Source organism: Sinomonas sp. P10A9, assembly GCF_041022165.1.
Classification (GTDB): domain Bacteria; phylum Actinomycetota; class Actinomycetes; order Actinomycetales; family Micrococcaceae; genus Sinomonas; species Sinomonas puerhi.
The window spans coordinates 1,039,240-1,053,097 of the sequence record NZ_CP163302.1 but is presented as its reverse complement, the minus strand read 5'-3'; the positions used below and the strand labels follow the sequence as shown (position 1 = coordinate 1,053,097).

Sequence of the window (13,858 nt, the reverse complement as noted above, 5' to 3'; positions counted from 1 at the left end):
TGTTCAGGAGGTGACCCTCTGACGGGGGCGGATGGCGTCAGACGGTGGCCTGCTACCGCAGCACCACCGTGCGGTTGCCGTTGAGGATCACGCGGCCCTCGCAGTGCCAGCGAACCGCGTTGGAGAGCGCCTTCGTTTCGGCGTCGCGGCCCACCGCGACGAGGTCCTCGGGCGAGTGGGTGTGGTCCACCTCGATGACCTGCTGGGCGATGATCGGCCCCTCGTCGAGCTCTGCGTTCACGTAGTGCGCCGTGGCACCGACCGTCTTGACACCCCGGTCCCACGCCTGGTGGTAAGGTTTGGCGCCCTTGAAGGAAGGCAGGAACGAGTGGTGGATGTTGATCACTCGTCCGGCCATCTTCGTGGCGAGCGCGTCGGAGAGGACCTGCATGTAGCGGGCCAGCACCACGAGCTCCACCGCATACGCGTCGACGAGCGAGAGCAGCTTCTCCTCGGCCTCCGGCTTGGTCTCCTTCGTCACCGGAATGTGGTGGTACGGGATGCCGTGCCATTCCACGAGGCTCCGCTGGTCCTCGTGGTTGGACACGACGGCGACGATGTCAACCGGGAGCTCGCCGATCCGCGCCCGGAAGAGCAGGTCGTTGAGGCAGTGCCCGAACTTGGAGACCATGAGCAGCACGCGGGTCTTCTCCCCCGCGGGACGCAGCTGCCACGCCATGCCGAACTTCGCTCCGACCGGGGCGAAGTCGGCGCGGAGGCGATCGATGTCGTCGTCGGCATCCGAGAGGGCCTGCGAGCCGAGCGCCGCGGCGTCGCCGGCGGGGGCCTCGAAATGCACCCGCATGTAGAAGTGCCCCGCGCGCCGGTCCCCGAACTGCTTGATGTCCACGATGTCGCACCCGTGCTCCGCGAGGAATCCTGAGACCGCGAACACGATCCCGGGTCCCTCGGCGCAGTCGAGCGTCAGGACGTATTCAGTCGTCATGCCGTCACCGCGCGCCCGGCGCCGTCAGCTCGCGAACCGCGAATTCGCGCATCGCGTCGATGAGCCACCGGCCCACGTGGTCCGCGAAGGACGCCCGGGGCAGGATCCGGTAGGCGTCCTCCCCCGTCTTCCACACGAGCACGGGGACGTGGTCCAGAACGGTCGCGATGGCCTGGCCCACGGCGAAGTGGCGCGGGTGCAGGTCGAACGAAACGCCCTTCTCGAGCACTGTCCGGGCGCTTGGGCCGGTCAGCTCGAACGTCGTCCGGTTCGCGGAGAGGTCGACGACGGCGCCCGGCGTCCGCGCGCCCACCTCGCCCAGCGCTGCGCCCACCCGTGCGGCCTCGGCGGGGCCGCGGTCCGAGGTCGCGGCGCCGCCCTCGTCGCCGACGGCGAGGAACTCATCCGGCCCGATCCACAGGACCGTGAAGCCGCCGCCGGACGTGGTGTTCCCGTGCCCGGAGGGCAGGGACACGCCGAGCGCAGACTCGAGCGCGGCGGCACCCGCCGAGCCTGCCACGGCCCGCAGGCCGAGCTGGGGCAGGAAGGGCACCTCGCGCACCGCAACGGCACGCGCGGCGTCAGCGGCGGTGGCAGCGGTCGCGGCGGCGAAAGCATCGGCGAGCTGCGCCGCGGGGCTGCGGCGCAGGCCGGGCGCCCCGGGGCCCGCGAGGGGGGCGTGGGTGGATGCAAGCGGTGTCACAACAGTCGTCTCAGCCATCACGGCGCTTCCCTTCAGGATCAAACAGGACGGTCTCCCCGACCGTGACGTCAACGAGCCGGTCCCCGGCGACGGCGGTGAGGACCTCGCCGATGCGGTTGCGGCCGTTCTTGATGAGGGCCAGGGCGAACGACCGCCCCAGCGCCGCCGAGTGGTAGCTCGACGTGACGAATCCCTGCATCGGCACGGGGCCGTTGGAGGAGTCCGTGGGGATGCCCTGCTCGATGACCTGCGTGCCCTCCGGGAGGCGGAAGGACGGATCCACGGGCGTGAGCGAGATGAGGTGCTTGCGGTCGGTGCGGGCCGTGTCCTCGCGGGAGTACGAGCGCTTGCCTACGAAGTCCTTCGCCTTGGACACGATCCACTCCATGCCCGCGTCCTGCGGGGTGATGGTGCCGTCAGTGTCCTGGCCGACGATCGGGTAGCCCTTCTCGGCGCGCAGCACGTGCATGGTCTCGGTGCCGTACGGGGTGATGTTGAACTCCGCTCCGGCCTCGGCGACGTCCTCCCAGACCTGCAGCCCGTACCAGGTGGCCACGTTGATCTCGTAGGCGAGCTCGCCGGAGAACGAAATGCGGCACACGCGGGCCGGGATGCCGGAAGCGAGGGTCGTGTCGCGCCACGCCATGAACGGGAAGGCGCCGTTGTCCACGTCCAACTCCGGGGCGACCTTCGAGATGACCTCGCGGGACTTCGGGCCGACCACGGCCACGGTGGTCCACTGCTCGGTGACGGAGGTGAAGTTCGCGTCGAGCTCGGGCCACTCCGTCTGGTGCCACTCCTCGAGCCAGTCGAGGACCTTCGCGGCCCCGCCGGTCGTGGTGGTCATGAAGTAGCGGTCCGCGTCCAGGCGCAGGGTCACGCCGTCGTCGAAGATCATGCCGTCCGGGCCGCACATGACGCCGTAGCGGCCCATGCCCGGGGCGAGCTTCTTGAACGCGTTCGTGTAGATGCGGTTGAGGAACTCGCCCGCGTCCGCGCCCCAGATCTCGATCTTGCCGAGGGTCGTGGCGTCCATGAAGCCCACGGACTCGCGCACGGCGGCGCACTCGCGCAGCACGGCCTCGTCCATGGTCTCCTCGCCCTGGGGGAAGTACCACGGACGCAGCCACTGGCCGACGAACTCGAACTTGGCGCCCTGCGCGACGTGCCACGGATGGACCGAGGAGATGCGCTCGGGGTCGAACAACTCGCCGCGCTTGCGCCCGGCCATCGCCGCGAAGGCGACCGGCGCGTAGGGGGCGCGGAACGTCGTCGTGCCGATCTCGCCGATGCCGGGGGCAGCAGACCCCTCGCCCTTCAGCGCGGCAGCGATGACGCCGATCGCGTTCACTCCGGACGTCTTGCCCTGATCGTTCGCGGTGGAAATCGAGGTGTACCGCTTGACGTGCTCGACCGAGCGCATGCCCGCGCCGGTCGCACGGAGCACGTCGTGGACCGTCTGGTCGCGCTGAAAGTCCACGAAGTGGGTGTTCCAGTCGGCGGGGCCTCCGGTCTCCCCCGGGACGAGCCAGACCTGGCGGGTCGGGGCCGAGGCGGTGGCGGGGTGTGAGGGGAGGCTTGAGGCGTGCTCGCCGGCCTCGGTCACGAAGCCCGCGTTGAACGCCGCGACGGCGCCCGCGTGGGAGCCCTCGGCGAGGGCGTCGGCGAGCTCGTAGGAGCCCCGCGCCGCACCCACGACCTGCTGGGCCTCGACGGTCGTGGCGGGCACGAACCCGGCCAGCTCCTCGTCCCAGCGCAGCTTGCCCTGGCGCTGGCTGAACAGGTGCACGAGCGGGCTCCAGCCGCCCGAGACGGCCAGGAGGTCAGCCTCGAGTCGTTCGGAGGCGCCGCTCAGGTTGCCAGCCGCATCGAGCCCGCGCACGACGACGCCGCTCACCCGGCCGCTGCTGTCGCCTTCCGCTGCGCTCGCCTCGGTGGAGACAACCGCGGAGCCGGAGATGACCCGGAGGCCGGCCGACTCAGCCGCGAGGGCCACGGCGGTCTTCGCAGGCCGCGCATCAACGACGGCGGCCACGGGGACGCCCGCAGCGACGAGGTCCGTCGCGGTGGCGTACGCCGAGTCATTCGTGGTGAACACGACGGCGGCGGAGCCGGGGCGAACGCCGTACCGGTTGAGGTACGTGCGGGCCGCGGAGGCGAGCATAATGCCCGGGCGGTCGTTGTCCGCGAACACGATCGGACGCTCGTGGGCGCCGGTCGCGATGACCACCTGTCCGGCACGGATGTGCCACAGCCGCTGGCGCGAGACGCCCTGTGCGTCCAGTTCGCGGGCCTTGACGGTGCCGAGGTGGTCGGTCCGGGACTCGAGCGCCACGACGTAGTTCGAATCGTAGGAGCCGAACGCGTTCGTGCGGGTCAGGACCGTGACCTCGTCCGCCGCGGCGAGCTCGGCGGCAGCCGCGGCGATCCACTCGGGTGCGGCGACGCCGTCGACCGTTTCCGACGGAGCGGAGAGCAGCGAGCCGCCCAGCTCGGGCTGGTCGTCGATGAGGATGACGCGGGCGCCGGTCCTGGCGGCCTCGCGGGCCGCGGAGAGGCCGGACGGCCCTGCGCCGATGACGAGGACGTCGGCGTGGACGTGCTTCTTGTCGTAGACGGCGTTATCGGTACGCGGATCGAGAGTGCCGAGGCCGGACAGGTACGTGGCCTCAAGCCCGTCCGTGAGCTCGACGATCGTGGCAGGGAGCATCGTCTCGTCGACGCCGCCGGCTCCCCGGTCCTTGACCGTGAGGAGGGCGTTGGGCTCCTCGACGCCTGCGGCGAGGATGCCGCGCGGGCGGCGCAGGTACATGGACGGCCCGGCCTCGGCCACGCCGTTGGCAAGGAGCGCCGAGGCGACCGTGTCGCCCGCGAGGCCTTCGTACTCGGTGCCGTCCACGGTGAAGCGCACGACGGCGTCGCGCGAGATCCGCGCGGCCGCCGCCTTCTCGGCGGGGAGGCGGAACGACTGGGTCGGGTGGCTCACTTCTGGCCTCCTGTCGGGGTTGAAGCTGGCGCTGCTGCGGGGGCTGCGCCGGTGTAGACGGACTTGAACTCGTAGGTCACGGTGTCGCGCAGGGCATTGAACCACTTGCGGCAGCCCGCGGTGTGGACCCAGCGCTCGGCGAAGGTGCCCTTGGGGTTCTCGCGGTAGAAGAGGTACCGCGACCATTCGGTGTCGGTCAGCTCGGCGGGGTTCTCGGGGTAGGCCACGTGGGCCTGGCCGCCGTAGTGGAACTCGGTCTCGTCGCGCGGGCCGCAGTTCGGGCAGGTGATGAGAAGCATGCTCTGGCTCCTTTCTGTGCTTACCTGAGCCTGGGGCTCAGTGGGCCACGGCGGCGGCGCCGTGCTCGTCGATGAGGGCGCCGGTCTCGAAGCGCTCGAGGGCGAAGGGTGCGTTGAGGGCGTGGGCCTCGTCCGTGGCGATGGTGTGCGCCATGCTCCAGCCGGCGCCCGGGGTGCCCTTGAAGCCTCCCGTGCCCCAGCCGCAGTTGACGTACATGCCCTCGACCGGGGCCTTGCCGACGATCGGGGACGCATCGAGCGTCACGTCGACGATGCCGCCCCACGTGCGCAGAAGGTGCGCCCGGGCGAAGATCGGGAAGAGCTCGACGGCGGCTGCCATCTGCTCCTCGATGACGTGGAACGCCCCGCGCTGGCCGTAGCCGTTGTAGGAGTCGATGCCCGCGCCCATGACCAGCTCGCCCTTGTGCGCCTGGGAGACGTACACGTGGACGTGGTTGGACATGACGACCGTGGGGTGCACCTTGTGGTGGAGCTCGGAGACGAGCGCCTGGAGGGGGTGCGACTGGATCGGGAGGTCGAAGCCGGCGAGCTTGGCCAGCACGCTCGAGTGGCCCGCCGCGCAGAGGGCTACCTTGCCCGTGGCGATCGTGCCCCGGTTCGTCTGGACGCCGACCACACGGTTGCCGTCCTTGACGAAGCCCGTGACCTCGCAGTTCTGGATGATGTCGACGCCGAGCTCGTCCGCCTTGCGGGCGAAGGCCCACGCGACGTGGTCGTGCTTCGCGATGCCGGCGCGCGGCTGGTACGTGGCACCGAGGACCGGGTAGCGGATGTCCTCGCTGACGTTGATGATCGGGCAGAGTTCCTTGACCTGGTCGGCATCGAGCCACTCGGCATCCACGCCGTTGAGCTTGTTCGCGCCCACGCGGCGGACGGACTCGCGCACGTCCTGGAGCGTGTGCGCGAGGTTCATGACGCCGCGCTGGCTGAACAGGAAGTCGTACTCGAGCTCCTCGGGGAGCTGCTCCCAGAGCTTGAGGGAGTGCTCGTAGATCGCCGCCGACTCGTCCCACAGGTAGTTCGAGCGGATGATCGTCGTGTTGCGGGCCATGTTGCCGCCGGCGAGCCAGCCGCGCTCGAGGACCGCGATGTTGGTCATCCCGTGGTTCTTGGCGAGGTAGTACGCCGTGGCGAGACCGTGGCCGCCGCCGCCCACGATGACCGCGTCATACGAGGGCTTGGGGTCCGGGTTGTGCCAGAGGAAGTCCGGGTGTTCGGGCAGCAGATCCGCCATCACTGGGCTCCGTTCTCGTGATCGGCCCCGGCGCTGGCCGGGGTGAGGTTGGGGTAGAGGGGGTGCTTGTCGGCGAGGACGGCCACGCGCGAGCGCAGCGAGGCGGCCAGCTCGTCGTCGAACTCGGGCTTGAGGGCTGCGGCGATGATGTCCGCGACCTCGGTGAACTCGGCGGCACCGAATCCGCGGGTGGCCAGGGCCGGCGTGCCGATCCGCAGGCCAGAGGAGACCATCGGCGGGCGCGGGTCGAACGGGACGGCGTTGCGGTTGACCGTGATGCCGATCCGATGCAGGCGGTCCTCGCCCTGCTGGCCGTCGAGCTCGGAGTGGCGCAGGTCCACGAGCACCAGGTGCACGTCGGTCCCGCCGTTGACGACGCCGATCCCCGCGGCCGCGAGGTCGTCCTGCAGGAGCCGCCCGGCCAGGATGCGGGCGCCTTCGAGCGTGCGCGCCTGGCGGTCCGCGAACTCCTCGGTCGCGGCGAACTTGAACGCGACGGCCTTGCCGGCGATCACGTGCTCGAGCGGGCCGCCCTGCTGGCCCGGGAACACCGCCGAGTTGATTTTCTTCGCCAGCGCGGGGTCGTTGGTGAGGATGATGCCGCCGCGCGGACCGCCGAGGGTCTTGTGCGTGGTCGTCGTGGTCACGTGGGCATGCGGGACCGGGTTGGGGTGCAGGCCCGCGGCCACGAGGCCCGCGAAGTGGCTCATGTCCACAAGCAGGTAGGCGCCGACCTTGTCGGCGATGCGGCGGAACTCCGCGAAGTCGAGCTGGCGCGAGTACGCGGACCAGCCGGCGATCATGAGCTGCGGCCGGTGCTCGTCGGCGAGCTTCTCTACCTGCGCCATGTCGATCCGGTGGTCCGTCTCGGAGACCTGGTACGGGACGACCTTGTAGAGCTTGCCGGAGAAGTTGAGCTTCATCCCGTGCGTGAGGTGCCCGCCATGGGCCAGGTCGAGGCCCATGATCGTGTCGCCGGGCTGGATGAGGGCATGCATCGCGGCGGCATTGGCCTGCGCACCCGAGTGCGGCTGGACGTTCGCGAACCCGGCGCCGAAGAGGGACTTGGCCCGGTCGATGGCCAGCTGCTCGATCACGTCGACGTGCTCGCAGCCGCCGTAGTAGCGGCGTCCGGGGTAGCCCTCGGCGTACTTGTTGGTCAGGACCGAGCCCTGCGCCTCCATCACCGCGGCCGGCGCGAAGTTCTCCGACGCGATCATCTCGAGCGTGCCCTGCTGGCGGGCGAGCTCTGCATCGATGGCGGCGGCGACCTCTGGGTCGGCGCTCGCGAGCGGGAGATCGAGAAGGTTCTCCATGGTGCCTCCTTGGGACTGGCATCCAGCGCGTTGTCTGGCTTGATATCTAACTAATCATCAACTGATATATTAGTTCTAGACCAGATACTATGGTGAGCATCACACCGCGGTCAACCCCTCCCGGAAGGAGCCCCCAGCATGACAAGCACCGCCGTAGCATCAGAGGCCCCAGCTCCCGGCGAGCCGCGCGACGCGCTGGCCGAGCCGACTGCAAACGGCGAGCAGGCGGCGTCGTCCGTCTCCCTCGCCGAGCAGGCGTACCTCACACTCCGGGACCGGCTGATCATGCTCGAGATCAAGCCCGGCGCCCCGATCAATGACACCGCGCTCGCCGCAGAGCTCGGCGTGGGGCGCACCCCTGTGCGCGAGGCGCTCAAGCGGCTCGAGGTGGACCACCTCGTGGTCTCCTACCCCCGGCGCGGGACGTTCGCGACCGCTGTCGACATCACCGAGCTCGCCGACGTGTCGGAGATCCGCGAGCAGCTCGAACCGCTCGCAGCGCGCCGCGCGGCGCGGGACGCCTCCCCCGCGATGCGGGAACGGCTGCGCGAGACGGCCGACGCGATCGAGGCGCTCGCCGAGCCGATCGACCAGCGCGAGCTCATGCGGTACGACATCACGGTGCACCGGCTCATCTACGCCGCGGCCGGCAATCCGCACCTCACCGACGCCCTCATCCGCTACGACAACCTCGCCACGCGCATCTGGTGCCTCGTCCTGGACAAGGTGCCCTCCGTCGCGGGGCACATCCAGGAGCATGCCGAGATGCTGCGGACCATCGCCGACGGCCGGGCCGAGGACGCGGGCCGCATGGCCCTCGAGCACGTCACGAGCTTCGAGGCGACGATCCGCAAGGCCCTCTAGGAAACGCAGAGGCGGCCACCCAGCCACCCGGCTACCCCGCCACCACTTCCGCCGAGATCACCCCGCCTGACCGCGAGATCACCCCGCCTGACCGCGAGATCACCCCGCCTGACCGCGAGATCACCCCATGGGAGCGCGAAGTCACCCCGTACGAGCGCGAAGTCACCCCTGTGACGCCGAGATCACCCCCAGTGATGCCGAGGTCACCCCCAGTGTGCGAAGTCACCCCCTGGCACGCGGACACGCCAAAGGCCGCGGAGGGCCGAACCTCTGGCCCTCCACGGCCTTGTGCTCAATCCAGCTCGCGCACGATCAGATAATGGCTGCCCTGAGCTCCCGCGCGGCTGCCGCCGGGTCAGCGGCGCCGTAGATGGAGCCGCCGGCCACGGCCACGTCAGCGCCCGAGCGCTGCACGGCCGCAATCGTGGAGGCGTTGACGCCGCCGGCCACGGAGAACGGCACGCGGGCCAGTTCGCCCGCGGTCAGGAGAACGCTCAAGTCGTAGCCCGGCTTGGCCTGCTCGTCGAGGCCCGCGTGGAACTCGACGTACTTCGCGCCGAGCTGGCGGGCCTCCTGGGCCCGGGTGACCTTGTCCTGGACGCCGATGAGGTCCACGACCACGCCCTTGTTGTGGGCGCGCGCGGCCTTGACCGCTCCCGCAATCGTCGAGTCATCGGCGCTGCCCAGGACGGACACCAGATCGGCGCCGGCCTTGAAGGCGAGCTCCGCCTCGAGCTCCCCGGCGTCCATCGTCTTGAGGTCGGCGAAGACCACCTTGCCGGGGTGCGCCTCCTTGATGGCGGTGACTGCCGAGAGCCCGGCATTCTTCACGAGCGGGGTGCCGAGCTCGATGATGTCCACGTGCTCTGCGACCTGCGCGGCCAGTGCGAGAGCCTCGTCGACGGTGAGGACGTCCATGGCGACCTGAAGCTTCATAGTGTGTTTCCTTCTGTGGGTTGAGGTGGTGCGAGGATCGGGAGGTTGGGCTACTCGATGTTGGCGTGCCGGAGCCAGAGCTCCTCCGCCGGGGTCCCGTCGGCGTCCCAGAGGCTCTGGAACACGGCCTCGGTGGCCACGAGCAGCACTTGCTCGAACAGGCTCCCCGAGTACTGCTGGGAGGCCGTGCCGCCGTGGTCCGTCTTGCGTGCGGCCGGGATGATCACGACGGCGTCGGCGCGGGCCGCCAGCGGCGAGTCACCGTCCGTCGTGAAGACCGCGATGCGTGCCCCGACCGCCGCGGCGGTGCTCGCCGCCTTCACGACGCCGGCCGTCGTGCCGGAACCCGAGGCGGCGATGAGGAGGTCGCCCGAGCGGATGGCCGGGGTCGTCGTGTCCCCCGCGACGTGGACCTCGAGACCGAGGTGCATGAGGCGCATCGCCGCCATGCGGAGCACGAGCCCGCTGCGGCCGGCGCCGGCGAGGAAGACCCGCGGCGCATCACGGACCAGTCGGGCGACCTCGGCCATCTCCCCGCGGTGCAGCGAGCTGGCTGCCGCGAAGACCTCGCCCTGGATGAGGCCGAGGCTGTGGTGGACGCCGTCGGCCGTGACCGGACGCGGCGTCGTCATCGTCTCCACGCTCATGGACACTCCTCTGCTGTACTAAGCGAGCCCCCGGTGGGCTCTACATCCAGCATCGGACCACCTGAAAGGGTGAGACACCGCCTGCTCGGGCGGCAATGCCTACCCATTCGGGCAGGTCATCCCTAGACTGGGCCGATGACCCCCGCCCCTGATGCGCTGTCCCTCCTCGACTCTGCCGCCGAGCTGGCGGATGCGCCGCTGCTGGCCATCGCGGAGAGGCTGCGAAAGGCCATCGCCCCGTATGTCGCGTGCTCGGCGCTCATTGTTTTCACCGAGGACTGCACGGGCCGGCCGCAGAAGAAGGCCGGAGCGGAGCACATCATCAGCCGCGTCACCCTCGACGAGCTCGACGCCGTCCGCTCGTCCCTCCCGGATCTCGCGCCGCGCTGGTCCGAGGAGGAGATCGCCGGCCGGGTGCGCCCCGTCCTGGCCGCCCGATCCTCGACGAACGCGCTCCTGGTGCTCACCGAGCCGTCCCCCGCGGGCGGGCGATCAGCAGCGGAGGCGATGGACGTCGTCGTGCGCCTGTGGCACCTCGCCGCGGTGCGCATCCGCGACAAGGTGGCGGAAGCGGCGCCGTCGTACCTGCGCGAGTCCCGCGCGGCATCCGCCGAGAGGGCGCGCCTCACGGCCGAGCTGACGGACCAGCACTCGACCACACTCGAGACGATGCTCGCCGCGCTGCGCTCGCCGCATCAGTCGGACGCAGCGGCGCGGCAGGCCGCCGCCGACCTCGCCGCGGGGGCCCTGGTCCGACTCCGGTCGTCCGCGGACCGGACCGCGGCCCTGCTCGAGGAACCGGTCGCCAAGGCCTTCGAACGCCTCCAGAGCGATCTGCGCCCCCTCCAGCGGTTCAGCGGGATCGCGGTCCAGTTCGTCGAGCCGCCCGCCGACGGACGCGCGCTCCCGGGCGAGGTGGCCCACGCCGCCCGGGCTATCGTCCGCTCGCTGGTGCTGGCCATGGTCGAGCAGGACGATGTTCGCCGGATCCGGGTGCAGTGGGGCTGCGACGGGACTAACCTCCTCATCGACATCCGGGACGACGGCGAGGGGTGCCTCTCGCTCGGCGAGGACGGGATGCGTCGCATCGAGCAGCGCGTGCAGGCGCTCGACGGGGAGCTGCGTATCGAGGTCATGGCCAGCTGGGGAGCGGATGTGTTCGTGAGACTGCCCCTCGACGCGCCGATGCCCCCATCCCGCGAGGGCGCGGAATGGGGGCTGGGCGAACGCGAGGAGCAGGTGCTGGGGTTGCTCTCGGGCGGTCTGCGGAACCGTGCGATCGCCGCCGAGCTCAACGTCAGCGAGAACACCGTCAAGTTCCACCTGAGGAACCTCTTCAGGAAGCTCGGCGTCAGCTCGCGCGCTGAGGCGATCGCGGTTGCCGCGGAGGCCCGGTCGGGCACCCGCACCTGAGCATCGTCCTCAGGCGTGGGTGCCGCCGAACCACCCGCTCGGCGATGGGCTGACGTTCTGCCAGATGTGCTTCGCCTCGCGGTACTCGTCGAGCCCCGCGCGGCCCAGCTCACGGCCGACGCCGGACTTGCCGAAGCCGCCCCACTCGGCCTGCGGGACGTACGGGTGGTAGTCGTTGATCCACACCGTCCCGTGCCGCAGTGCTCCGGCCACGCGCTGGGCCCTCGACGCGTCCGAGGTCCAGACGGCACCAGCGAGTCCGTACTCGGTGTCGTTGGCGATCGCGATCGCCTCAGCCTCGTCCCGGAACGTCTCGACGGTGAGCACGGGCCCGAATGACTCCTCCCTGACCACGCTCATGCCCGAGCGGCAGCCGCCGAGCACGGTGGGCGGGTAGAAGTAGCCATCCGCGAGGCGTGGCTCGTCGGGGATGTAGCCCCCGCAAAGGAGCTCCGCCCCCTCGGCGATGCCGGCCTGGACGTACGTGTGGACCTTCTCTCGGTGCCCGGCCGAGATGAGCGGACCCGTCTCGGCCTCCGGGTCGAAGGGCCCGCCGAGCCGGATCCGCTGGGCCTTCGCGACCACCTCGGAGACGAAGCGCTCCGCGATCGTTGCCTCCACGACGAGCCGGGCGCCCGCCGAGCAGACCTGGCCCGAGTGCAGGAAGACTGCCGTCAGCGCATTGTCGACGGCGGCGTCCCAGTCCGCGTCCGCGAAGACGACGTTGGGGTTCTTCCCGCCGAGCTCGAAGGCTACGCGCTTGACGGTCTCGGCCGCGGCGGCCATGATCGTCTGTCCCGTGGCGAGGCTCCCCGTGAGGGAGACGAGATCGACGCGCGGGTCCGAGCTCAGCGGGCCGCCCACCACCGAGCCCCTGCCCGTCACGAGGTTGGCCACGCCCGCAGGGACGCCGGCCTCGGCGAGGGTCTCCATGAGCAGGATCGAGGTCGACGGCGTGAGCTCGCTGGGCTTGAGCACGAACGAGTTGCCGGCCACGAGCGCCGGGGCGACCTTCCAGGCGGCCTGCAGGAGCGGGTAGTTCCACGGAGCGATGAGGGCGCAGACGCCGACCGGCTCGTACACGACACGGCTGATGGCGCCAGCGCGCCCCGTGTCGACGACCCGGCCCGCGTCGAGCCCGGCGATCTTCCCGTAGTAGCGGAAGCACGCTGCGATGTCGTCCATGTCGTACTCTGCCTCGACGAGTCGCTTGCCCGTGTCGAGCGCCTCGGCGCGGGCATATGCCGCCTTGTCCCGCTCGAGCAGGTCCGCGACGCGGAGCATCACGTCGCCGCGCTCGATGTCGGTCATGCGCCGCCACGGGCCGCCGTCAAACGCGGCCCGGGCGCTGGCGATGGCCCGCTCCGAGTCGGCGGCGGTGGCCGAGACGACGACCGCCACCTCGCGCCCGTCCGCCGGGCACCGCACGGCGGCTGTGCCGCCGTCGTGCGCCTCGTGCCACGCGCCGCCGATATAGAGGCCCCTGATGGTGGTTGTCGTGGTGTCGGGGGCGAGGGTGGCTACTTGAGCCATGCGGCGGCCTTGTCGGGGTTGGCGTCGATCCACTTCTTGGCGGCGGCCTCAGGGGTCATGCCGTCGCGGGCGATGTAGCCGGCCACGGTGTTCTGGTCCTGGTTGGTCCAGCTGAACTTCTTCACGAGCTGGTAGGCGGGGCTGCCGGAGTTGGCGAACTTGGTGGAGGCGATCTTGTTCAGGTCGTACTTCGGGTAGTCGCAGGCGACCTTGGCTGCGTCGGCGTCACATCCGTCGGTGTAGGCGGGGAGGTTGACCTTCACGAGTGGGACCTCGGCCATGAACCACTGGGGGTCGTAGAAGTAGCCGATGAGCGGCGTGTGGTTCTGCTCGGCCTGGCGGAAGGCCTGGATGAGGGCGGGCTCGCTGCCGGCGTACACGACCTTGAAGTTCAGGCCGAGGTTCTTCACGAGGGCCTCGTCGTTCGTGACGAAGGAGGGGTCGCCGTCGAGGAGCTGGCCCTGCCCGCCGGACTCGGAGGTCTTGAAGAGGTCCGCGTACTTGTTCAGGTTCTTCGAGTCCGTGATGTCGGGGTACTGCTTGGCCATCCATGGCGGCACGAACCAGCCGATCACTCCGGTGTTCCCGGTGAGGCCGGCGTCCACGGCGGTCTTCTGCTGGGTGATGTACTTCTCGGTGAGGTCAGGGTGACCCCAGTTCTCGATGACGGCGTCCACCTCGCCGCTGCCGAAGCCCTGCCACGCGACCTCTTCCTTGAGGGTCTTGTAGTTGACGGTGCAGCCGAGCTTCTCCTTGGCCAGGGTTCCGACCACATAGGCGTCCGCCTCGTAGCCGACCCAGGGGTTGACGGCGAGGTTGAACGTGCCGCAGTTCGCTGCGCTCCCGGAGGCGGGGGACGCGGAGGAGATGTCCCCGCCGCACGCGGTCAGGCCGAGGACGGCGGTGAGGGCCAGGGCGCCGAGCGCCTTTGTCTTCGCTGTTCTATTCATGGGATCTTCC

At 70.2% G+C, this 13,858-nt stretch carries 12 protein-coding genes; 2 read left to right on the top strand and 10 right to left on the bottom strand.

Going from position 1 to position 13,858, the window contains the following annotated elements; translation table 11 throughout:
* Positions 1-52: 52 nt before the first annotated feature.
* Genes purU through glyA form a run of 6 tightly spaced genes read right to left on the bottom strand, consistent with a single transcriptional unit; the run spans position 53 to position 7,505 of the window.
* Positions 53-946, bottom strand: coding sequence for a formyltetrahydrofolate deformylase (purU, locus tag AB5L97_RS04780; RefSeq protein ID WP_307957821.1), 894 nt, complete (start codon positions 944-946; stop codon positions 53-55).
* A gap of 4 nt (positions 947-950) precedes the next feature.
* Positions 951-1,667, bottom strand: coding sequence for a sarcosine oxidase subunit gamma (locus AB5L97_RS04775; protein WP_369046662.1), 717 nt, complete (start codon positions 1,665-1,667; stop codon positions 951-953).
* Positions 1,660-4,635, bottom strand: a complete 2,976-nt coding sequence (locus AB5L97_RS04770; protein WP_423246823.1) for a 2Fe-2S iron-sulfur cluster-binding protein — start codon at positions 4,633-4,635, stop codon at positions 1,660-1,662. Before AB5L97_RS04770 ends, AB5L97_RS04775 begins: the two co-directional genes overlap by 8 nt.
* Positions 4,632-4,934 carry a sarcosine oxidase subunit delta gene (locus AB5L97_RS04765; protein ID WP_374049272.1) on the bottom strand — a complete coding sequence of 101 codons (303 nt, stop codon included), beginning with the start codon at positions 4,932-4,934 and terminating at the stop codon, positions 4,632-4,634. The genes AB5L97_RS04770 and AB5L97_RS04765 overlap by 4 nt, the downstream gene beginning before the upstream one ends.
* 37 nt (positions 4,935-4,971) lie before the next feature.
* Positions 4,972-6,189: a sarcosine oxidase subunit beta family protein gene (locus AB5L97_RS04760; protein WP_307957819.1), complete on the bottom strand. Its 1,218-nt coding sequence runs from the start codon at positions 6,187-6,189 to the stop codon at positions 4,972-4,974.
* Positions 6,189-7,505 (bottom strand): serine hydroxymethyltransferase, encoded by a 1,317-nt coding sequence (gene glyA, locus AB5L97_RS04755; protein WP_369046661.1) that lies wholly within the window; start codon positions 7,503-7,505, stop codon positions 6,189-6,191. Before glyA ends, AB5L97_RS04760 begins: the two co-directional genes overlap by 1 nt.
* A 138-nt stretch (positions 7,506-7,643) precedes the next feature.
* Between glyA and AB5L97_RS04750 the strand changes: the two genes are divergently transcribed.
* Positions 7,644-8,369 (top strand): GntR family transcriptional regulator, encoded by a 726-nt coding sequence (locus tag AB5L97_RS04750; RefSeq protein ID WP_369046660.1) that lies wholly within the window; start codon positions 7,644-7,646, stop codon positions 8,367-8,369.
* Positions 8,370-8,681: 312 nt separating this feature from the next.
* On the opposite strand, the gene hxlA is transcribed toward AB5L97_RS04750, so the two are convergent.
* Positions 8,682-9,305 (bottom strand): 3-hexulose-6-phosphate synthase, encoded by a 624-nt coding sequence (gene hxlA, locus AB5L97_RS04745; RefSeq protein WP_369046659.1) that lies wholly within the window; start codon positions 9,303-9,305, stop codon positions 8,682-8,684.
* 50 nt (positions 9,306-9,355) lie between these two features.
* Positions 9,356-9,952 carry a 6-phospho-3-hexuloisomerase gene (gene hxlB / locus AB5L97_RS04740; RefSeq protein WP_423246822.1) on the bottom strand — a complete coding sequence of 199 codons (597 nt, stop codon included), beginning with the start codon at positions 9,950-9,952 and terminating at the stop codon, positions 9,356-9,358.
* A gap of 135 nt (positions 9,953-10,087) precedes the next feature.
* Between hxlB and AB5L97_RS04735 the strand changes: the two genes are divergently transcribed.
* Positions 10,088-11,365, top strand: coding sequence for a helix-turn-helix transcriptional regulator (locus AB5L97_RS04735; RefSeq protein WP_369046657.1), 1,278 nt, complete (start codon positions 10,088-10,090; stop codon positions 11,363-11,365).
* Positions 11,366-11,374: 9 nt separating this feature from the next.
* Here AB5L97_RS04735 and AB5L97_RS04730 read toward each other — a convergent pair whose 3' ends face one another.
* Both AB5L97_RS04730 and AB5L97_RS04725 read right to left on the bottom strand, forming a co-directional pair.
* Positions 11,375-12,898 carry an aldehyde dehydrogenase family protein gene (locus tag AB5L97_RS04730; RefSeq protein ID WP_369046656.1) on the bottom strand — a complete coding sequence of 508 codons (1,524 nt, stop codon included), beginning with the start codon at positions 12,896-12,898 and terminating at the stop codon, positions 11,375-11,377.
* The gene (locus tag AB5L97_RS04725) at positions 12,886-13,848 is read right to left on the bottom strand and encodes an ABC transporter substrate-binding protein (protein WP_307957812.1); all 963 of its coding nucleotides are present in this window, start codon (positions 13,846-13,848) and stop codon (positions 12,886-12,888) included. Before AB5L97_RS04725 ends, AB5L97_RS04730 begins: the two co-directional genes overlap by 13 nt.
* Positions 13,849-13,858: the final 10 nt, after the last annotated feature.

Coding starts and splice junctions, on each gene's coding strand:
- purU (WP_307957821.1), bottom strand. CDS start 946: ATGACGACTGAATACGTCCTGACGCTCGACTGCGCCGAGGGACCCGGG.
- AB5L97_RS04775 (WP_369046662.1), bottom strand. CDS start 1,667: ATGGCTGAGACGACTGTTGTGACACCGCTTGCATCCACCCACGCCCCC.
- AB5L97_RS04765 (WP_374049272.1), bottom strand. CDS start 4,934: ATGCTTCTCATCACCTGCCCGAACTGCGGCCCGCGCGACGAGACCGAG.
- AB5L97_RS04760 (WP_307957819.1), bottom strand. CDS start 6,189: ATGGCGGATCTGCTGCCCGAACACCCGGACTTCCTCTGGCACAACCCG.
- glyA (WP_369046661.1), bottom strand. CDS start 7,505: ATGGAGAACCTTCTCGATCTCCCGCTCGCGAGCGCCGACCCAGAGGTC.
- AB5L97_RS04750 (WP_369046660.1), top strand. CDS start 7,644: ATGACAAGCACCGCCGTAGCATCAGAGGCCCCAGCTCCCGGCGAGCCG.
- hxlA (WP_369046659.1), bottom strand. CDS start 9,305: ATGAAGCTTCAGGTCGCCATGGACGTCCTCACCGTCGACGAGGCTCTC.
- hxlB (WP_423246822.1), bottom strand. CDS start 9,952: ATGAGCGTGGAGACGATGACGACGCCGCGTCCGGTCACGGCCGACGGC.
- AB5L97_RS04735 (WP_369046657.1), top strand. CDS start 10,088: ATGACCCCCGCCCCTGATGCGCTGTCCCTCCTCGACTCTGCCGCCGAG.
- AB5L97_RS04730 (WP_369046656.1), bottom strand. CDS start 12,898: ATGGCTCAAGTAGCCACCCTCGCCCCCGACACCACGACAACCACCATC.
- AB5L97_RS04725 (WP_307957812.1), bottom strand. CDS start 13,848: ATGAATAGAACAGCGAAGACAAAGGCGCTCGGCGCCCTGGCCCTCACC.